General features: G+C 33.5%; 19 protein-coding genes. 9 read left to right on the forward strand and 10 right to left on the reverse strand.

Features of this window, described 5'->3' with window-relative positions; genetic code table 11:
• Positions 1-8: 8 nt before the first annotated feature.
• The 5 genes from ACT3CE_RS10925 to ACT3CE_RS10945 form a co-directional block, all read right to left on the reverse strand.
• Positions 9-443: a peptidylprolyl isomerase gene (locus ACT3CE_RS10925; RefSeq protein WP_444709812.1), complete on the reverse strand. Its 435-nt coding sequence runs from the start codon at positions 441-443 to the stop codon at positions 9-11.
• 203 nt (positions 444-646) lie between these two features.
• Positions 647-1348: an FKBP-type peptidyl-prolyl cis-trans isomerase gene (locus ACT3CE_RS10930; protein ID WP_444709813.1), complete on the reverse strand. Its 702-nt coding sequence runs from the start codon at positions 1346-1348 to the stop codon at positions 647-649.
• 27 nt (positions 1349-1375) lie between these two features.
• Positions 1376-1978 (reverse strand): FKBP-type peptidyl-prolyl cis-trans isomerase, encoded by a 603-nt coding sequence (locus ACT3CE_RS10935; protein WP_444709814.1) that lies wholly within the window; start codon positions 1976-1978, stop codon positions 1376-1378.
• 113 nt (positions 1979-2091) lie between these two features.
• Positions 2092-2775 (reverse strand): tRNA (5-methylaminomethyl-2-thiouridine)(34)-methyltransferase MnmD, encoded by a 684-nt coding sequence (gene mnmD, locus ACT3CE_RS10940; RefSeq protein WP_444709815.1) that lies wholly within the window; start codon positions 2773-2775, stop codon positions 2092-2094.
• Complete coding sequence (locus ACT3CE_RS10945; protein WP_444709816.1) at positions 2750-4267, reverse strand: MATE family efflux transporter; 1518 nt, start codon at positions 4265-4267, stop codon at positions 2750-2752. The genes mnmD and ACT3CE_RS10945 overlap by 26 nt, the downstream gene beginning before the upstream one ends.
• Positions 4268-4425: 158 nt before the next feature.
• Between ACT3CE_RS10945 and dinB the strand changes: the two genes are divergently transcribed.
• From dinB to ACT3CE_RS10965, 4 genes are all read left to right on the forward strand, one after another.
• Entirely contained in the window at positions 4426-5490 is a 1065-nt protein-coding gene (gene dinB, locus ACT3CE_RS10950; RefSeq protein ID WP_444709817.1) for a DNA polymerase IV, read from the forward strand.
• Positions 5491-5615: 125 nt separating this feature from the next.
• The gene (locus ACT3CE_RS10955; RefSeq protein WP_444709818.1) at positions 5616-6392 is read left to right on the forward strand and encodes a 5'-nucleotidase C-terminal domain-containing protein; all 777 of its coding nucleotides are present in this window, start codon (positions 5616-5618) and stop codon (positions 6390-6392) included.
• Positions 6382-7314 (forward strand): metallophosphoesterase, encoded by a 933-nt coding sequence (locus tag ACT3CE_RS10960; protein WP_444709819.1) that lies wholly within the window; start codon positions 6382-6384, stop codon positions 7312-7314. The genes ACT3CE_RS10955 and ACT3CE_RS10960 overlap by 11 nt, the downstream gene beginning before the upstream one ends.
• A gap of 24 nt (positions 7315-7338) precedes the next feature.
• Entirely contained in the window at positions 7339-8217 is an 879-nt protein-coding gene (locus tag ACT3CE_RS10965; RefSeq protein ID WP_444709820.1) for a cation diffusion facilitator family transporter, read from the forward strand.
• On the opposite strand, the gene ACT3CE_RS10970 is transcribed toward ACT3CE_RS10965, so the two are convergent.
• Together ACT3CE_RS10970 and ACT3CE_RS10975 are read right to left on the reverse strand one after the other, a co-directional pair.
• Positions 8201-9145: a DMT family transporter gene (locus tag ACT3CE_RS10970; RefSeq protein ID WP_444709821.1), complete on the reverse strand. Its 945-nt coding sequence runs from the start codon at positions 9143-9145 to the stop codon at positions 8201-8203. The genes ACT3CE_RS10965 and ACT3CE_RS10970 overlap by 17 nt on opposite strands.
• A 91-nt stretch (positions 9146-9236) precedes the next feature.
• Positions 9237-9944, reverse strand: a complete 708-nt coding sequence (locus tag ACT3CE_RS10975; RefSeq protein ID WP_444709822.1) for an XRE family transcriptional regulator — start codon at positions 9942-9944, stop codon at positions 9237-9239.
• A gap of 347 nt (positions 9945-10291) precedes the next feature.
• On the opposite strand from ACT3CE_RS10975, the gene ACT3CE_RS10980 reads away from it, so the two are divergent.
• Positions 10292-11311, forward strand: a complete 1020-nt coding sequence (locus ACT3CE_RS10980; protein ID WP_444709823.1) for a LacI family DNA-binding transcriptional regulator — start codon at positions 10292-10294, stop codon at positions 11309-11311.
• 54 nt (positions 11312-11365) lie between these two features.
• Here ACT3CE_RS10980 and rlmN read toward each other — a convergent pair whose 3' ends face one another.
• The 3 genes from rlmN to ACT3CE_RS10995 form a co-directional block, all read right to left on the reverse strand.
• The gene (gene rlmN / locus ACT3CE_RS10985) at positions 11366-12409 is read right to left on the reverse strand and encodes a 23S rRNA (adenine(2503)-C(2))-methyltransferase RlmN (RefSeq protein ID WP_444709824.1); all 1044 of its coding nucleotides are present in this window, start codon (positions 12407-12409) and stop codon (positions 11366-11368) included.
• Between the two features lie 20 nt (positions 12410-12429).
• Entirely contained in the window at positions 12430-13101 is a 672-nt protein-coding gene (locus tag ACT3CE_RS10990) for a ferredoxin--NADP reductase (protein WP_444709825.1), read from the reverse strand.
• Positions 13102-13470: 369 nt separating this feature from the next.
• Positions 13471-14547, reverse strand: a complete 1077-nt coding sequence (locus tag ACT3CE_RS10995; RefSeq protein ID WP_444709826.1) for a LacI family DNA-binding transcriptional regulator — start codon at positions 14545-14547, stop codon at positions 13471-13473.
• Between the two features lie 228 nt (positions 14548-14775).
• Here ACT3CE_RS10995 and ACT3CE_RS11000 point away from each other — a divergent pair, with 228 nt between their 5' ends.
• From ACT3CE_RS11000 to ACT3CE_RS11015, 4 genes are all read left to right on the forward strand, one after another.
• Positions 14776-16002 carry an ROK family protein gene (locus tag ACT3CE_RS11000; protein WP_444709827.1) on the forward strand — a complete coding sequence of 409 codons (1227 nt, stop codon included), beginning with the start codon at positions 14776-14778 and terminating at the stop codon, positions 16000-16002.
• Between the two features lie 205 nt (positions 16003-16207).
• A complete protein-coding gene (gene gluP / locus ACT3CE_RS11005) occupies positions 16208-17431 on the forward strand; it encodes a glucose/galactose MFS transporter (protein WP_444709828.1) in 1224 nt (407 codons plus the stop codon).
• A 170-nt stretch (positions 17432-17601) separates the two neighbouring features.
• Positions 17602-19968: a glucosamine-6-phosphate isomerase gene (locus tag ACT3CE_RS11010; protein ID WP_444709829.1), complete on the forward strand. Its 2367-nt coding sequence runs from the start codon at positions 17602-17604 to the stop codon at positions 19966-19968.
• A gap of 263 nt (positions 19969-20231) precedes the next feature.
• Positions 20232-21185, forward strand: a complete 954-nt coding sequence (locus ACT3CE_RS11015) for an ROK family protein (protein ID WP_444709830.1) — start codon at positions 20232-20234, stop codon at positions 21183-21185.
• The last annotated feature ends 26 nt before the right edge of the window (positions 21186-21211 follow it).

Here is a 21211-nt window from a genome sequence, read left to right on the forward strand (position 1 = left end):
TTTTGGAATTATTCTTTAATGATTACGATTTTCTCAATTGTGTCACCAGCACGAATAGCATCGATTACTTCTAATCCTTCAACAACTTTACCAAAACATGTGTGCTGACGATCTAAATGTGAAGTGTTTTCGCGACCATGGCAAATAAAAAACTGAGAACCTCCAGTATTTCTTCCTGCATGAGCCATAGATAAAACTCCTCTGTCGTGATATTGATTTTCACCTGTTAACTCACAATCGATAGAATATCCAGGACCACCTGCTCCGGTTCCATCAGGACATCCACCTTGAATCACAAAATTAGGAATTACACGGTGAAAATTTAGCCCGTCGTAAAATCCGGATTCCGATAGGTTTACAAAGTTTTCAACAGTTTTTGGAGCATCTTTTTCGTAGAATTCTACTTTCATAACTCCTTTTTCGGTATGAATTTCAGCGTACATGACAATTTATTTTATTGGTTTATTATACAGATTTACTTATTTGTTACGAACAAAACAAGATTATAAATTTACAACATCGTGTTGGCAGTTGCAAAAGTATGCAAAGCTAAAAAAAGATATAGACTTTAAAAAAACCCCTTCTGATTTTCATCAAAAGGGGTTCGTATTTTTAATAGATTGTCCTTATTATTTAAAAAGGGCAATTATTTTTTAGGTTCAGCTTTTACAATATCCAACAACTCAACTTCGAAAATTAAAGTCTCGTTAGGACCTATATCAGCACCAGCTCCACGAGGACCATAAGCCAATTTAGCAGGAATATAAAGTTCCCATTTTGAACCAACAGGCATTAATTGAAGAGCCTCAGTCCAACCTTTAATTACACGGTTTGCTGCAAAAGTAGCTGGTTCGTTTCTTTTGTATGAAGAATCGAATTCTTTTCCGTCAATAGTAGTACCTCTGTAGTGTACTTTTACCTGATCGGTAGCCAATGGTTTAGCACCATTTCCTTCGCTAATAACTTTGTATTGTAATCCGCTTTCGGTAGTTACAACACCTTCTTTTTTAGCATTTTCAGACAAGAATTTTTCTCCTTTAGCGATATTTGCTTCTCCTTTTTTAGCTTGTACATCGCGTAGGTAATCATTAATGATTTTTCCTGATTCGCGAGCATCAATTTTTAGAGAATCTTTATTAATAGCAGCATGCATTGCAGCAAGTAAAATTTCTTCGTTAAATTCGGTAATTCCACTTCTTTCAAGGTTAGAACCAAAGTTAACTCCGATACTGTAACTTACCGAGTCAATTGTGTTATTTAAAGAAACATTCTTACTTCCTGTTTGGTTACAAGAAATAAGAGCCATAGCACTCAAACCAAGTGCAAGAGACAATACTTTAAGTTTCATTTTGTTTATATTTTAGGTAATTAATAATTATACAATTTCTAATAGCTCAACTTCAAAAATCAAAGTTGTGTGAGGACCAATAAGGTTACCAGCACCTTGCGCTCCATAAGCTAAATCTGAAGGAACATATAATTTCCATTTCGATCCTACAGGCATTAATTGAAGAGCTTCAACCCATCCTGCAATAACGCCATTAACTGGGAATGTAGCAGGCTCGCCTCTTTTTACAGAGCTATCGAATACAGTACCATCAATTAAAGTACCGTGGTAATGACATTTTACATTGTTAGTTCCTACTGGTTTTTCTCCTTTTCCTTCAGAAATAATTTCATATTGAAGACCACTTTCCAGGCTAATAACGCCATCTTTTTTAGCATTCTCTTCTAAGAATTTCTTTCCTTCTTCTACAGCTTTTCCAGCTTGCTCTTCCTGTATTTTGCCAAAGAATTCCTGTAAAATTTTATTTGCATCTTCAGGAGAAAGTTCCGGCATTTTTCCGTTGAAAGCAGCATCTAGAGCTTCCATAAATGGATCAACGCTAATAGTTTTAACTCCTGATGTTAGCAAGTTACTTGCAATGCTTAAACCAAGGCAATAGCTTACCTTATCTTGTTCTTCTGTGTACTTCATTCTAATTAATATGTATTTATTATATAATTTCTGATTTTATTTATGATCAATAAGGTCGTAAAGATCGACTAAGGTAAGGCTTTTCCTCTAGAATTTCGAAAATTGCCACTAATTTAAAGTTTTTTCACATTTATAGTACTAGCTCTCAGCATGTGTCTTTTTCCTGGAGGTCCTGCTAATCTTTTTACTTCAAATCCCGATGCCCGAAGAGCTTGTTTTACAATTCCTTTTGCGCAATAGGTGGTTAAAATAGCATTTGAATTAGTAGATTCATACAGTTTTGTAAATATTTCGGCGGTCCATAAATCAGGTTGAATGTCGGGAGCAAAAGCATCGAAATAAATTAAATCATATTTTTCCGGAAAACTAGATGTTCTTAAATCGCCAAGCAGCTTGTGAAGTGTAAAATTTTTTGTGATTTCTACATTATTATTCCATTTGGCCTGATGAATTTTCTGAAATAGATCTTTTCCCAAAGGAACTGTATTTTCGGTATAATTAAGAGATTCAATCTGATCTTTTTCCAATGGATATAACTCTATGGAGTGATATATTATTTTTCGATTTGTTTTAATAGACTCTAAAAGTGTAAGAAAACAATTGAGACCAGTTCCAAATCCAATCTCTAAAATATGAATCGGGTTTTTATCTGTAAAATTTAATCCTGCTTCTAAGAATACATGTTTTGATTCCTGAACTGCACCATGAGTAGAATGATAATGTTCATCCAAATCGGGCATGTAAAATGTGTAGGAACCATCTTCTGTTATTTTAAGTTCTCTTTTTAATTTTTTCATTTTCCAATGGATTAAGAATGATTGTTGTTTGACGCAGTCTGCTTGGAATTAGTCTTATCCATAAATTTTGATAAGGTAAAGGATGTGTGTTTTCGGGATGTCTGTACAATAAAGTAAGAAACCAAAAGAATAAAAAGCTTCCTTTTAATATGCTTGTTAAAGTAAGTCCCCACCAAACTCCGGTAACGATTATATATTTCTCTGAAATGTAGTTGTGAAACCCAGGAAGCCAGTTAATAAGCGTATAACTAAAAAGAAAAGCAAATGGTATTCGAAGTATGTTGCCAATTATTCCGATAATTGCAGGAGGAATAGCTTTTCCAACACCATTAAAAGCACCGGTTGCTGTAATTTCTATACTCATAAAGCATTGAGAAAAACTAAGAATTATTAGGTAAACAATACCAAGTTGAACAACTTCTTGCTCGCTGTTTTTTAGGAATAAACCAAAAATAGATTCGCCGGCAAACAGGAAAAGTGTAGTGCTAATTAGTCCGATAAAACCAGCAATACCCAGAGTTATAAAAAAACCTTTTTGTATGCGATCCCATTTTTTTGCTCCAAAATTTTGTCCTGTGAACGTTCCTAGTGCTGTAGAGAATCCCGAAGCTGTCATCCACGATAAAGCTTCTATTTGTGCACCAATAGATTGTACTGCAAATGGAATTTCGTTTCCTTTGGCAATTTCGTTTAAAACGCGGGCCAGTACCATGGCTAAAAAAGCAAAGCAAACAGATTGTAAGGCCACAGGGCCACCAACTTTAATAATTGGGATGAAATATTTTGCCTGAATTTTTCCCAGGTAATGTTTAAGGTTTAGAGGATTTTGCTTAAAGTGCAAATAATACATAAAAATAAGAAACACCAAAATTTGAGATGCAACAGTTGCAATAGCAGCTCCCTGGGCACCCATAGCAGGTATTGCATGCCAGCCAAAAATTAATATCGGATCAAGAATAATATTTAGTATCAAGCCAATTGCATTAACAATAAAAGGGATTTTAGTGTTACCTACACCATTGTATATACCCGAAATGGTAATATTCGAATAAGTAAATGGCATCCCCAAAGCTACAATTCTTAGGTAGCTAACGGCAGTTTCGTTTACCCAACCGCTCTCAATATTAAATGTGCCGATAATAGGAATTGCAAATATCCAAACAAGCAAAGCAAATAAAATTGAGATGATTAAAGATATACTAAATGCATTTTTTGCATAGGCTTGTGCATCTTTGGGCTTTTTCTTGCCTATGGATTGAGAAATACCAACCTCGGCACCAATTTTAGGAATAAACATTAGCGATGCCCCAAACCAAATAAGATAAAGGGCCATTCCAACAGCACTAACAGTTTCTTTGCCTACATGTCCCAGCCATGCCAAATCGGTCATGTTATAGGCCATTTGAACAAAGGAAGTTGCAATAATGGGAATTGCAAGTTTTAAAATTTGAGAGAAAATATTTCCCTGCGTAAGATCTTTTATTTTATTCACGGCTTTAAAAGTGCTGGTAGTTAATGCTTTGCTTTATTTTTCTTGACCATTTAATCATTAGATAAATAATGGATTTTTAATGGCGCATAAAATTACGAAAATAGATAGGATTATTTTTGAAAGCTTGCCGAATATTATAAATATTTGCAATTGAAAAGATGGACGAGATACGTAAGATTATTCATATAGATATGGATGCTTTTTTTGCCTCGGTAGAGCAGAAAGACAATCCGGAACTTAAAGGAAAACCTATTGCTGTGGGAGGTGATGGAAACCGAGGGGTTGTGGCCGCAGCAAGTTATGAAGCCAGAAAATATGGTGTTCGTTCTGCTATGGCATCTAAAATTGCAAAGAAAAGATGTCCTCATTTAATATTTGTTAAAGTACGTCACGAGAGATACAAGGAAGTGTCAAATCAGATTATGAATATTTTTCATGAATTTACTGATTTGGTAGAACCTCTTTCTATTGATGAGGCTTTTTTAGATGTAAGTGAGAATAAAAAAAATATATTATCGGCAACATTAATTGCTAAAGAAATTAAAAATCGAATTAAAGAAGTTACAGGATTAACTGCTTCTGCTGGAATATCGGTAAATAAATTTTTGGCGAAAATAGCTTCAGATTATCGTAAGCCTGATGGAATATTTGTAATTCCACCAAAAGATGTGGAAGAATTTATTGCCGAATTAAGTGTGGATAAATTTTTTGGAGTTGGAAAGGTTACTGCCAATAAAATGCATCAGTTGGGTATTTTTAAAGGTAAAGATTTAAAAGAAAGAACTCTTATCGATTTAAACCGGCTTTTTGGGAAAAATGGAACTTATTACTATCAAATTGTTAGAGGAATAGATAATCGTCCGGTGAATCCTAAGCGCATACGTAAATCTGTAGGAACAGAGCATACTTTTGAAAATGATTTGCTGGAACTCGAAGAAATTAGAAAAGATGTTCAGAAATCGGCTAAGGATTTATGTAAAAGATTAGAAAAGAGTAAGTTTAAAGGTCGCACTCTTACATTAAAGTTAAAATACAGTAATTTTGAACAGGAAACCAGAAGTAAAACTCTTTTACGCGAGATTAAAGGTTTTGAAGATATAATGCAGATTGCTGATGATTTACTAAATCAGGGAGAACTGAAAACCAGTATTCGTTTGCTTGGCTTAAGTGTTTCGAATCGAATAAACGAATCGGAACCATTACAATTGACTATTAATTTTTAAGATAAGTCTCATTTATAGAAAATCTCTATGCTTGTTAAATAAATCTTATCAGCAATTTAATGTTGGTAATCGGATATATTTATATTTTTACACATCAGTAAAAGACTAATTTTTATTATATAAAAATGATAAGGAATCTATTTAAAACTCTTTGGCTAACATCTGTTTTAGCCATTTTTATTTCGTGTAGCAGTAATTCGAAAATTAACAATTCTGGCTCACATTATACTGTGAATTCGGTATTGGACGAAAGTGCGAAAATCGATACTTCGTTTTTGAATTTAATTAACACATACAAAGTGCAGTTAGATGACGAAATGAATGCCGTAATTGCTTATTCTGATTTTGATATGATTGCGAAAAAACCAGAGAGTTTACTCTCTAATTTTATTGTTGATGCAATGTACGAGATAGGAAATAAATATTGTAACGAGAATAATCTATCTCATTCTGTTGATATTGCAATTATGAATATGGGAGGTATACGAACTGCTTTACCAAAAGGAGAAATTACTACCGGGCGTGTATTTGAAATGTTACCATTTAAAAATAAGCTGGTAATTGTTGGAATGAAAGGGAAGGATTTAAAAGTTTTACTGAATGAGTTGGCGCAATATGGTGGAGAAGGAGTAAGCCATTTAAAAATGGGAATAAAAAATAAAAAGATGGTAAGTTTGCTGGTTGATAATCAGGGAGTAGATCCAGAAAGAATATATTATATATTGACGGTTGATTACTTAGCAAATGGAGGGGCGGGAATAAAAGCCTTCGAAACCAGGGAGACTTTTCGACATTTGCACAGAAAATTACGATCAGAAATCATAAAATATATGATAGAGAAAACAGAAAAAGGACAACATATTTCTTCAAAATTAGATGAAAGGATTTATCATGTGGAATAGACGAGATTTTTTGAAGAAGCTTGGTTTAACTGGAGCTTTGGTGAGTACAGGTTTTTTTTGGAATAAGCTATTGGCAGCTCCCCAAAAGCAAATGCACATTACTATTTTGCATACTAATGATATGCATAGCAGAATTGAACCTTTTCCTGATAATGATCCTAAATATGGAGGATTAGGTGGGTTTGCAAGAATTAATGCTCTGGTAAAAAAGATTAGACGAGAGGAAGAAAATGTTTTACTATTTGACTCGGGTGATGTTTTTCAGGGAACGCCTTATTTTAATTTTTTTGAGGGAGAAGCAGAATTTAAACTGATGTCGAAAATAGGATATGATGCCGGAAGTATTGGGAATCATGAGTTTGATAATGGTATTGAAGGAATCAGTTCTAAATTAAAATTTCTTAATTTTCCTTTGTTAAATGCAAATTACGATTTTTCAGGAACCAAATTAGAAGGTAAAATTCCCAGGTATAAAATTTTTGATAAAGGAGATCTACGAATCGGAGTTTTCGGTGTTGGTGTAGATCTTGATGGTTATGTTGAAGCTCACAATAGAGAATCAATACAGTATATCGATCCGGTTGATGTGGCTGAAAGAATGGTTCGTATCCTTAAAAAGGAAAATAATTGTGATTTAGTAGTGTGTTTATCGCATTTGGGACATTCAAGTCGTACAGGTAATGATTGCGATGTTGAATTGGCAAAGAAAACCCGAGGTGTTGACCTAATTTTAGGCGGACATTCGCACACATTACTAGAAAAACCTGTTCAGATTTTAAATCTTGACAACAAAGAGGTAATAATCAATCAGGTAGGCTGGGCAGGAATTGCACTCGGTCGCCTCGATTTTTATATCGATAAAAAGAAGAATACAAAATTAGCATCATCTGATCTTATTCGGGTGGATGGTCAATTGGCATAGAATTGTAATTAAAAAAAATAAGCTTTGAAAAAGCTGAAGTTAGACAAATCGAATTGGGCCGAAGTGGAAGGCTGGCTTTCCATTATGGGAAATGTACTGCTTTTTATTTTAAAATATTGGGCTGGTGTTGTTACAGGATCCATAGCAATTATTGCCGATGCATGGCATACATTGTCTGATAGCTTAAGTTCGGTTATAGTTTTGGTTGGGGCAAAAATATCAAAAAAACCGGCTGATGAGGATCATCCTTTCGGACACGGAAGAGCCGATCTAATAAGTGCATTCGTAATTGGTATACTACTTTTACTGGTAGCCTTCGATTTTGTAATTGAGTCTTACCACACTCTTCGTGATAGGGAGACTTCGCAATTTGGAACCATTGCTATTGTTATTATGATTATTTCCGTAGTGCTTAAAGAGCTTCTGGCTCAATTTGCTTATCGGGGGGCACAAAAAACAAAATCTAAAGTTCTTAAGGCAGATGCTTGGCATCATAGAAGCGATGCGATTTCTTCTTTGGTAATATTAGTAGGAATATTTTTAGGGAAATATTATTGGTGGATTGATGGTGCTTTGGGAATGGCTGTTGCTTTGATGATTGGTTATGCGGCCTATGAAATTATCCGCGATTCTATTCATTCCTTATTGGGAGAGAGTCCCGAGAAAGAATTGCTCGATGAGCTTAAAAAGATATGTGAGAGAGTATATCCACCAGGATTAAATCCGCATCATTTTCATGTTCATAATTACGGCGATTATACCGAAGTAACTTTCCATATAAAGCTTCCGCATGATATGACGATAAAAGATGCCCATGACATAGCAACAAATGTAGAAGATGAAATAAAGAATAAATTTGGCTTTGTTTCTACAATTCACATTGAGCCTAGAGAGCACGTTTAATTTTAGCTTTTTTCTTTTTTTTTGTGAAAAATACAGCAGTAACAGCACCGCCAATTACTAAAATAGCACCCGCTAAAGAGAAAATACTTAAATTTTCGCTTTGTATCCAGTTTACCTGAAGTTTGGTAAGAACTGCCATGCTTAAAAGAGTAATAATTGGATTTAAAGTTACAATTATACTAACCTTGTATGCCTCGGTATATTTAAATGCTAAAGCTATTGATCCATAAGCTACCAAAGTATTTATACCCAGAAAAATTAAGATTGCCCATGTTTTAAAATCCAATCCCGAAAAGGATGAAAAATCAGCCATAGGAGTGTAAATTAAAGCTGGAATTCCATACAACACCATATTTAAAAGCTGAGCTGGATGTTTTTGTACCATTTTTTTCTGCAAAACAGCGTATAATACCCAGGTAACTGCACCAAGTTCTATCCAAAAAAATCCCAGATTAAAAGCATTGGTATCATGAATGAATAGTTTTAACTGATTTTGATAGAACAGGAATAAACCGATGCCAGCAATCCCGAATCCTAATATCTGTTTTAAATTTAATCTTTCTTTAAAAAAGATAACTCCCGCAAGAGCCAGCATAATTGGCCCACTTTGAATAATTATTTGCGCATTACTCGGACTTGTATAGTTTAAGCCTTGCAAAAAGCCAATATAGTTTATTCCCAGTGCTATTGCTGCAACAATTAAAATTATTGGCGGACGCACTATTATATGAAGTTGTTTTCTATCGGTGAATAAATAATACAAGAACAGAACAGAAAACGAAAAACTAAATCGAAACCATACAATACTAATAGGATCGACACTCTTAAGTGCTACCTTTAGAAAAATAGGTAGAAAGCCCCAAAGCAAGGCTGTTAACATGGCAAATAATATGCCTTTATAATTGTTCGATACGTTAATTTGGTTCATTTGCTTGTGTTTATTTAGAATAAATAAGAGTAATTAAAATAATTACTTTTATCTCTAAAAAAATACGAATCAATACTAATTGAAATTTATTTTATTTGTTGATTTCTGGAAGCTGAAAACTTACAAATCCTAAGGCTTTCCAAACTTCTTGTATTTGATTTAAGCTTACCTCAAAGGATAAATATTCCTTATTGTCCGAAATTAATACCAACTGATTATTCTCAAAGTCTTTTTGTACTCTTTTGTAAACAATTCCGTCTTCGTTTGTAACAACAATGTGGCAGGTGTCGTTTTTAATAAGTTCCCAATCTTGCACGTATTCACAAATAATGTACGAACCGGCAGCAACAGGAAGCATACTTTCACCTTCAATCTGAAAAGCTCTGTAGGTTTTGTTTTCGGATAATTCGGTAAATGGCATTCGGAAATTGGGTAGTTCGCTTATAAATTCGGCATCGGAGTATCCGTTTAAATATCCTGCAGCAGCTTTAGCCGGAACCAAACTTATCATTTCATCATTTTTATCATCAACTAAAATTGGCAATACCCTTAAGTTTGTTCCTTTGGTATCTTGATTTTGCTCGCGATCGGATATTTCAATATCTTCTTTCACCAGATCGTCTAATTTGCGATTAAAATATTCCGAGTATTTTAATAAAGTTGATATTTTTGGAGTACTTCTCTTATGTTCGTATGCACTAATTGATGATGCTCCAATTCCTATTCGGGCAGAAAGTCTTGCCTGAGATAATCTTTTTCGAATGCGTAAATGTTTTAGGTTTTTATTTAGATTTTTCATGCTCGAATTATAATTGTCGTTTATTTTATTTTTTTAAGAAAACAAAAGTAGTAGTTTGTGTGGTTTTTAGCTTGAATAACTATTTTTTTAGACCAAAAAACTACAATTACCAAATTAATACTCATATTGTATAATGTTTTTTGATTAAAATGTTTTTGCAAAATTTCATCTTTTAGTTAAGTTTTTTCGGCTGTTGTAAAATATGAGTCGATCTAAGGAAAAAGTGGGATTTACAGGCTAAGAGATCTGTAATTTATATTATCTTTGGATATTGGAAAAACTGATAAAAGTTATTATATTAAGGTCAGTTTTTTTATTTATAGAAAGTAAGCATTAAAAATACTACCATGGCAAACCGACCTGTTACCATTAAAGATATTGCGGAAAAATTAAATATTTCTGTTTCAACTGTTTCCCGGGCATTAAAAAATAATCCCGAAATTAGTTTACAAACTAGAGAAGCTGTTCAAAAATTAGCAAAAGAATTAAAATATCAGCCTAATCCTTTGGCTGTTGCATTAAAAACTCAAAAATCGAATACTATTGGAGTAGTAGTTCCACAAATTGTTAGTTCTTTTTATGCTTCAGTTGTGAAAGGAATTGAGCAAATTGCTGATGAATTCGGATATCAGGTTTTTGTAAGTTCTTCTAACGAAAGGATGGAGAAAGAGGAAAAGAACGTAAATGGCTTTTTAAATATGAGAATGGACGGTATTATTTTATCGCTTTCCCGTGCTACTAGTACTTACGATCACATTCATAAAATTCAAGATTTAGGAGTTCCTATGGTTCTTTTCGATAGAACATCTAAAGAATTAAATGTTTCGAAAGTGGTGGCCGATGATGCTGCAGCTGCTCACACAGCAGTGAGTCATTTGATTAATGGAGGAGCCAAAAGAATTGCTTTTTTAACAGGTCCGGAATACATGCTTTTTGGTAGAAACAGATTACGAGGATATAAAAAAGCTTTAGCTGATAATAATATTAATCTTGATGAAACTTTAATTTCACGTTGTGACTTTACTGTTGAAGATGCTAAGAAATTATGTCTTGATTTATTTGGAAGAACAAATCGTCCGGATGCAGTTTTTGCCATTAACGATGATATGGCAATTGGAGCAATTGCAGCAGCAAAAGAATTAGGATTAAAAATTCCCGAAGAAGTTGCTGTTGTGGGTTTTTCAAACTCACGACGATCAAGATATATGGAGCCATCGGTTTCTACAATGGATCAAAATCCTAAAGAAGTAGGGCGCGAAGCAGCTAAGTTATTGTTTAGCCAAATGGAAAAAACTCCTGAAGCTAAAGAAGTAAAAGAAGTTGTTGTTCATGCCGATTTAATTGTAAGAACTTCGAGCGATAAGTAAACTTATAATAGAATGATATAAAAAAAATCCTGCCTTAGGCAGGATTTTTTTTATTTAAAAATCTTCATTTTGTCTTTTCACCAACTCTTTTGTGGAGAGTAATCCGCAAGCAGCAAAAATATCTAAACCACGTGATCTTCGAATTGTGGTCGTAATTCCTTTCTTGTTTAATTGATCTTTAAAGAACTCTATGGTTTGTTCATCAGATCCATCTAGAGGTGTATCAGGAACCGGATGAAAGCGTATTAAGTTAATTCTGCATTTTATGCCATCAAGAATTCTGCACAATTCCTTCACATGATTGGCAGTGTCGTTTATTCCTTTAAACATGATATATTCAAAAGAAACTCTACGCTGACGGCCAAAATCAAAATCTTTTACAATTTTTAAGACATCCTTAATGGGGTATACATTTTGTACAGGCATTAATTTTTTTCGTTCTTCGTCGAAAGGAGTATGTAAACTAATTGCCAAATGACATTCACTATGATTTAGAAATTCAATCATCCCCGGAATAATTCCAATTGTAGAAACTGTAATTCTTCTTGGGCTCATTGCCATTCCATATTCCGAAGTAATAATTTCTAATGATTTCATCACTTCAGGCACATTATCAAGAGGTTCTCCCATGCCCATATATACAATATTTGTAAGGCTTTCTCTCTCGGGTAGACTTCTTATTTGATTAATGATTTTGCCGCTTGATAATTGCCCCTGAAAACCTTGTTTTCCAGTCATACAAAATAAACATCCCATTTTACAACCAACCTGCGATGAAACACACAAAGTATTTCTATCTCTATCGGGAATAAAAGCAGTTTCGATAAATTTATTGGGATGATTAGTAGGGTAAAGGTATTTTTTTGTTCCATCAACCGAAGCTTCTACTTTGGTTGATGCTGTTGTTCCCAATTCAAATTTTTCTTTTAAAGCGGTTCTCGCTTTAAGAGAAAGGTTGGTCATCTCATCAATCTCGTTAACATCTTTTTTGTACAACCAATCTGAAATCTGTTTGGCTGTAAATTTTGGAAGTCCTAAACCTTTTACAACTTCGGTTAACTCATCTAGCGTTTTTCCTAAAAGGATTTCTTTACCCATTTTGTTTTTTTGATATTATCTTAAAAGTAGATTTCTGCAATTATTTTATCGTATTCAACTCCGCGTTTGATTAATAAATCACGAACCTCTACTACCATTTCCGGACTGCCACACAAAAAGAATCTGCAATTGCCTGGTATTTCCTTAATATCTTGCAAATATCGTGTTAATCTTCCACTAAACAAACCTTCTGCGTTTTCTTGCGAGCAACATCGAATATAATTTTTGCCAAGGATAGGAATAAATTCATTCTCAAAATAGAATGAATGCGTATATCTGCCTCCATGAATTAGAGTTTTATTTTTTACTAATCCCGACCGAAACATAGCCGAAAAAGGGGCAATCCCTGTGCCTGAAGCTATCCACCAGGCCGGAGTTTCATTATCGATAAAACTACCTTCTGGGTCGGTAATGTAAAGATCCGATCCTGGTTTTATTTCGCTTAAACGTGGAGTTAACCAGCCGTCGTCTTTAATATTGTAAAGAATTTGAATTTCGTTTGAATTTACGCCACTGGCAATAGTATAAAGACGTGGAGTTACACTTAAATCTGTTGTTAGTCCGATGTATTGTCCAGGTTTAAAATTTTTAATTTTTTTATACTTTAAGACAAATACTCCCGGGGCAATTTCTTTGTTTTCAAGAATTGTTGTTGTCGAGAGTTTATTTTTTTGATCTGTATTTGAATTCATATTTTTTATTTTGAGGGGCAAAGGTAGTTATTATTTATAAGTATTCTAAATAATGATATGTAATATTTGAGCTGAATACGGAATATAGGCAGAAAGATGCAGTTGTTTCTGTTTATGTACGTAACCGTACATGTTATGTTGTGTAAGCGAACACTTTTTTAGTGAGTGAAAAATATAGATTTTGCTTAATGTGTTGATATTTAAAGTATAGTTGTTTTTGGTCTGTAACTTGTTAACCTTTAAGTGAAATCATAAATTATATGATTTCCCAAAAAAAATGGGAGTGGTGTCCCGAAATTTTGGTTTTAATAGCATAATTAATTGGTTTTCTTTGTAAAAGGGTCTTTCTAAGGCCCTTTTATTTTGTCTTTACTGGTCAATTGAAATTTCTAATCCGTAAAGTTTAAAACTTTCCCGATTGATTATATTCACGGGTAATACTTCATCCTTTTTAACCGAATTGTGAAGCATAACATGTTCGAACAATTTTTTAACAGCTTTAAATCCTTGTTGGTATGGGTGTTGTCCAATTAAATATTTTATCGTTCCACGATTTAGATATTTAATATTTTGCTCAATTGGATCGAAACCAACGAGAACAATATCTTCTAATTTATTTTTTATTAAATATTCGGCAATTTTATAGACTTTTGATCCGGTAATAAAAATGGCTTTAATATTTTTATGTGTTGATAAAATATGATCAACTTTTTCTGTGATTATTTGCGATTTTGAAGTAGGAATTTCGATGTTTATTTTAAGCCCTTTGTTTCGTCCATGCTCCATAAAGTAATTTAAGAATCCTTGCGTACGCTTTTTTAAATGGTGCACGTTTTCAAGATTTTTAGCCAGATTTATAATTAAAATATCGCCATCTATAGGAGTACTATTGTCAACTACATTTGCAGCAACTCTTCCTGCATGATTACTATCACTACCCACATAAGCTAAATAGTTACAATCTTTAATCCTTGATTCAAGAAATACATAAGGAATGCCTCTCTTTTCTAATTTTTCAATAAATTCGAGACTTTCTTTTTTGAATATAGGAGGAAATACAACTCCGGCAGGTTTCAGTTTAAGTATGTTTTTTGTTTGCTTAACAAAGTCTTCTTCGTTATAATGGGTAAAGAAATGTTTTTCAACTTTAATATGAAACTGTTCCAGTTCCAGGGCAGCTTCACTAATTCCATTAAGAGGTTTTATCCAAAAAATATCTTCTTCGGTAGGATTTGGAAGTAGAGCGGCAAACACACACACTTTTTTCGAAGTTAAAGCACGTGCAATTAGGTTTGGCTGATAATTGTTTGCTTTTGCAATTTCCAGAATTTTCTTTTTTGTTTCTATTGCAACTTCTCCTCTGTTGTGTAAAACTCTATCAACAGTTCCTACCGAAACACCTGCCTGTTCAGCTATGTCTTTAATTCGAATTTTTGTTTTTGCCATTTTTTTATGTTTCCTGAATAGAATAAAAAGCACTTAATTTATTCTTTCTTACAAGTTTAGAAGTAATAAGTATTCAAAAATAATATTTCCTTTCGTATGAATGTTTTTTTAGTAAAAAAATTACGTATAATATGAATCTTTTAAAAAATATTATATAAGTATACAAATCTTAAATAATAATTTATACTTTAGCATTGTAAATAAATCGAATTAATTGAAATACAATAAGTGAAACCACAATTTTTATATGAAAAAGAACTAAAAGGTGCGCATAATACTGTGAAAAGGAAAAAGGATCAGTATCGACGACTAATGCAACACCTTTACTATAATGGAGACGTTTCGATTGCTGAGCTAGTTAAGTCGGTTAATATTAGTCAGCCTTTGGTGGCTTCTTTGGTTGATGATTTATTGGCTTATGGAGCTATACTCGATAAGGGAATTGGTAAATCTATTGGAGGAAGACGTCCGAATTTGTATTGTGTTAATCCATCTTATCAGTATGTAATTGGGGTAGAAATTAATTTATATGTTTTTACGGTTGCTATTTTTGATCTTAGTAATAAGATTATTTATAGGAAAGAGTATAGAGAGTGTGAACTAACAAATACCGAAGATTATATACAAGGATTGGTTAATAAAGTAAATCTTGGATTATCGGAATTAAACATATCAAAAGATAAAGTATTAGCATTAGGTCTTTCGATGCCTGGTCTAGTTGATAGTAATAATGGTATAAATCATACTCATTTATCTTTTCCTAAGGAAGGTTTAAGTAATTATTTAGGGGATAAGTTAGGCTTGATGATTCGTATTGAAAATGATGCCAGAACTATGGCTTTAGGTGAAATAGCATTCGGAAAAGCTAAAGATAAAAAGAATGTACTTTGTTTAAATCTGAGCAATGGAATTGGTTTAGGCATGATTTTAAATGGTGAATTGCATACAGGAAAGAATGGATTTTCGGGCGAATTTGGTCATATTTTAATTGATCCGGAAGGACAATTATGTACATGTGGAAAAATTGGTTGTTTGGAAACTTTAGCTTCGGGTAAGGTGTTGATTGATAGAATTAAGAAAGGAATTCAGGAGGGACAGCAAAGTATTTTGGCTCAAATTATTAAAGAGGGAAAGAGAATATTTCTAAGTAATATTGTTGATGCGGTTAATTCCGGAGATCAATTTGCAATTGATCAATTAAGTAAGGTAGCTGAATATTTAGGAAAGGGACTTGTTACTTTAATTCACCTTCTTAATCCGGAAACGATAATTATTGGTGGAAAACTTGCAGGTACTGGTAAGTTTATAATTGATCCACTTAAAATGGCACTTAATAAGTATGCCATGGAAAAAATAAGTTCAGAAACAGAGTTGGTTAGTTCTGATTTGCAGGACGATGCAGCTTTAATGGGTACCATGGAAAATGTAATGAAGCAAGTATTGAATATAGGTTAGAGAGAGATTGATTCCTGCGGTTTTTCATTTGGTGAAATTAATTTGGAAGTAGTGTTCTTTGCAAGGATCATTTTATAAATCGAAAAGTATAAAGTAAACACCTGTTGCTTCAAATATTATTTGAACATTGTAGTAGTAGTGATGTATGGCAGGGTTTACTTTTTTTTAGTAAGAATTTAATAATAAGCATATAAAACTTAAAATTATGGAAAAGGAAAAATCGGCAGATGCTTTACAAAACAAGTATGTTCTTCCTCTTATTATAGTTGGAGTAATGTTTTTTGCAATAGGCTTTGCTTTGGGTATCAATAGCTATATTATACCTCTTTTAAATACAGCTTTGGATATTTCTTCTGCCGAATCTTATTTGGTAATTGCAGCTACTTTTTCTGCTTTTCTTATTTTTGGATATCCAGCTTCTTTAGTGATTGGAAAAATTGGTTATAAAAAAACAATGGCTCTTTCATTTTTGATGTTTGCTATCGGACTTTATTTGTTTATTCCATCGGCAAAAATGGAGAGTCTTCCTCTTTTTCTTGTTGCATCTTTTATTAGTGGTATGGGAAATACGTTTTTGCAGGCTTCTGTGAACCCTTACATTACTATTTTAGGCCCCATTGAAAGTGCTGCAAAGCGAATGAGTTATATGGGAATTGCAAACAAATTGGCCTGGCCAATTGCACCTCTTTTTTTAGCCTTAATTATTGGTAAAGATGTTGAAAATGTAGCACTTACTGATATTAATACACCCTTTTTTATTATTATTGGTGTTTTTGTTCTTTTAGGTGTTTTGGCACTTTTAGCAAAGCTTCCGGAAGTAAAAGCTGTTGGCGAAGATGAAGATTCGGCCGATGATTGTCCTTATGCGGCAAATAAAACTTCAATATGGCAGTTTCCTCACTTGTTATTAGGAGTACTTGCTTTATTTTTATATGTTGGTGTTGAGACAGTTTCTTTAGGAACTTTGGTTGATTATGCCACAAGTCTTGGTTTAGCTAATGCCGAATATTACGCATGGATTGCTCCTGTGGGAATGGTAATTGGATATATCTGTGGAGCAGCTTTAATCCCGAAATATTTAAGCCAGGCTACAGCCTTAAAAATATGTGCCATTTCTGCCTTATTTGGATCTGTAATGGTTGTATTATCTCCCGAATATCTATCAATTTATTTTATTGTATTTATGGCATTGGGATGTTCTTTAATGTGGCCAGCTTTATGGCCATTGGCAATGACTGATTTAGGAAAATTTACTAAAGCAGGTTCATCCTTAATGGTTATTGCTATTGTTGGTGGAGCTTTAGTACCAACAGTTTATGGTTTAATGAAGGATGTTGTTGGTGCACAAGATGCATATTGGGTATGTGTTCCTTGTTTTCTTTATATTCTTTATTATGGTTTAAAGGGGCATAAAGTAAGAACAAATTAAGTGTTTACAATAAATAGTTAAGAGTCAATATAAAATACAACTTACAAGGAACTAGTTGTAGTAGAGTATTATCAGTGTAAAAAATAAATTTTATTTCTGATACCAGAGCCGGTATTTATTTGTGTGGTAGCAAATTTTAAACAAATACTTTATTAGGAAATAAAGTGTTTATGCGAGTAAGGTTAACAGATTTTAGAAATAAAAAGAAAATGGGAACATTATTTACATCGAAAGTAGAGCAAGCATTTCATGAATTATCAGGAGTGCCGGAAATTACAACTCAGATACCTTATGTAACGGTTGATAATTTTCCAAAATTGGGATTAATGACTTCACTTCGTTTTTTGGAGTGGGCAGACCAAAATCCTCTAGGAGTAATTAGTTTACCAACAGGAAAAACACCTGAGTATTTTATAAAGTACACACAGTTTCTTCTTGAAAACTGGAATAAGGCAAAAGGAGTTGATATTCGCAATCAGTATGGTCTGGGGAATATGGCTAAGCCCGATTTAAGAGGTTTACAGTTTGTTCAGATTGATGAATTTTACCCAATTGATCCGCGTCAGCATAATAGTTTTTACAATTATGTGATGAAGTACTATATTGATGGTTTTGGTTTGGAGAAATCTAACTCATTACTGATTAACTCCGAAGAAATTCCTTTGGTGGATGATAAACACTTTTTGGAAGTTTTTCCTGATTATAATATTGACCTTTCTCTTCGTTATCGAGAAGCAACTAGTGTTGTAGAAGAAATGCAGCAAAAATCAATTTTTATGATTGATAATTGGTGTACTTCTTACGAACAGAAAATTCGCGATAAGGGAGGAATTGGATTTTTCTTGGGAGGAATTGGTCCCGATGGTCACATTGCCTTTAATACACGTGGATCGGATCATTATTCTACTACACGATTAACGAAAACCAACTTCGAAACGCAAGCTGTAGCAGCAGGCGATTTGGGTGGAATTGAAGTGTCGAGAAACCGTTTGGTAATAACTATTGGTTTGGATACAATTACACATGATAAAGATGCTGTCTCAATTATTTTTGCAGCAGGAGAAGCTAAAGCAGATATTGTAAAAGGTTCTCTGGAAAGTAAACCCGATGCGATTTATCCGGCTTCGGTTTTACAGCGTCAGAAAAATAGTCGTTTTTACCTGACTACTGGTGCTGCCTGTAAGTTGACCGATAGTGTAGATCAATTCTACAAAACAGGAGATTGGTCTCATTCTAAAACAGAAAGATCGGTAATAGACCTTTGTAAAAAAATCAACAAATATGGTCACCATTTAACAATAGAAGATTTAAAAGCAGATCCATATACCAGTCAAATTCCAAATTTAAATGATGGAACTGTTCAATCGGTAATTGATTCGATTAAAGGAAAATTAGAAAAAGGAATGAAACCCGATGCCAAGGAGGTGATTTATCATACTGGTCCTCACCACGATGATATTATGTTGGGAATAATGCCATACACAAACCGACAGATGCGTTCGGCAACAAATGATATTCATTTTTCTGTTCTTACCTCTGGATTTACTGCTGTAACCAATCAATTCGTAATTGGCACTTTAAAAGAGTGTCAGGAATTTATTGCCAAAGGTGAAATCCAAATGTTAGAATTTCCCGATTTCTTTGATGTAGGATACAGCAAAAAATGGGACAAGGATGTTTATCACTTTTTAAACTCGGTTGCAGCCAGAAATGCGAAGGGTAAGAGAAGAGGATTATGCCATAGAGTAATTCGCTCGGTAGTAGAAACCTGGAATATTAGAAATAAAGAGCATTTAAATGAGACAATAGCTTTTATTATTAAGGATTTGGAAGCTAGTTATGATGGAGGTAAAAATTCTCCTGAAGTACAGAAAATGAAAGGAATGATTCGTGAGTTCGAAGAGGAGTTGGTTTGGGCTCATTTTGGTATTCCGGTAAGAAATGTTCATCATTTGCGCCTGGGTTTTTATAAAGGAGATGTGTTTACAGAATTGCCTGAGAAGAATAGAGATATGCTTCCTGTTTTAGAGGAATTTAGAAGGTTAAAGCCAACAGTTATTAGCCTGGCAATGGATCCTGAAGGGAGTGGACCAGATACTCATTATAAAGTATTGCAGGCAATTGCTGGTGCTGTTAAAGAGTGGAAAGAGGAAGAAGATTTATCGAAATTAAGAATTGTAGGTTATCGTAATGTTTGGTTTAAATATCATCCGTCAGAGGCCGATACCATTGTACCCGTATCCTTAAATTCCCTGGATGTATTGGAAAATTCATTTTCAGAATGTTATATGAGTCAGGTGAATGCATCATTTCCAAGTTATGAATATGATGGTAAATTTAATGAATTAACCCAGAAAGTTTGGGTTCAACAATTAAAGCAAATTCAGTTGCTTTTAGGTAAAAATTTCTTTTATGAAAATAATCATCCTTTGGTAAGAGCTACACATGGATTGGTTTATATGAAAGAAATGACAGCCGACGAGTTCGTAGATATGGCTCAGGAACTCGAAAAAGCAGTTGAGGAAAATCCGTTTTAAATGCCACACATAAATACCTCTGGGTCGGAGGATTTTTAATCCTTCGGCCCTTTTTTTTATTAGATAAGATAGTTGTGTGTAAAAATATAAATCGAATATTTTAACAATCACCAAAGCTAAAGCTGATTTTATTATTATTTGTATTTTCGATTGAAGTCAATGAATTGATAAATGTTAATTTTGTAATAATATGAATAGTAGCTTATAAAGGATTATAGGATTACGTTCTTTTATATTATCATAAAATCAGAATTGTATTAAATATGAAAAATATAGCAATAGGTATAGATATTGGAGGAACAAATACGGTTTTTTCATGTATTGATTCAAATGGAAAATCATATTGTAATGGAAGTATTCTTACCCAAACACAGGAGAAATTTGAAGATTATATCGATGATTTATGTGATGCTATTGAGTTGTCTATAAATAAATTAGAGGATAAAATAAATGTGATTGGAGTAGGTGTTGGCGCACCAAGTGGAAATTATCATACAGGAACAATAGAAAATGCAGCAAATTTAAGATGGGATGGAATTTTAAATATTTCCCGATTAATTGGTGAGCGAATGAAGGTGCCTGTTAAATTAACTAACGATGCCAATGCAGCAGCTTTGGGAGAACGTATTTTTGGTGGCGCAAAAGGAATGACTGATTATATGGTTATAACTTTGGGAACTGGTTTGGGAAGTGGTATTGTTGTAAATGGTGATCTTTTGTATGGTCATGATGGTTTTGCAGGTGAATTAGGTCATATTATTATGCGTCCAGGTGGCAGAGTATGTGGATGCGGAAGACGAGGATGTCTGGAAACCTATGTTTCGGCTACTGGTGTAAAGAGAACAGCTTACAAAATGTTGGCCAAAGAAATGGACGATAGCTCTTTACGTGATATTCCATACAATCAGCTTACAGCTAAAATGGTTGCTGATGCTGCAAGTAATGGAGATAAACTTGCTTTAGAAATTTTTGAATATACAGGTAAAATGTTAGGCGAAGCACTGGCAAATGTTGCCTCTATTACAAGTCCGAAAGCTATTTTCTTTTTTGGAGGACTGGCTAAAGCAGGAGATTTACTTTTTAAACCGGTGCGTGAAGCTATGGAAAAGAATATTTTATTTTTGTATAAGGATAAAATCGATTTATTACCTTCCAAGCTTGGTGATGATGCTGCTGTTTTGGGCGCTGCTGCTTTAATTTGGAATGATAAAAAATAGTTTGCTTAAATATGAGATAATTAAAA

The organism is Marinifilum sp. RC60d5, from assembly GCF_052400665.1.
In the GTDB taxonomy this organism is placed as follows: Bacteria; Bacteroidota; Bacteroidia; order Bacteroidales; family Marinifilaceae; genus JBQTGK01.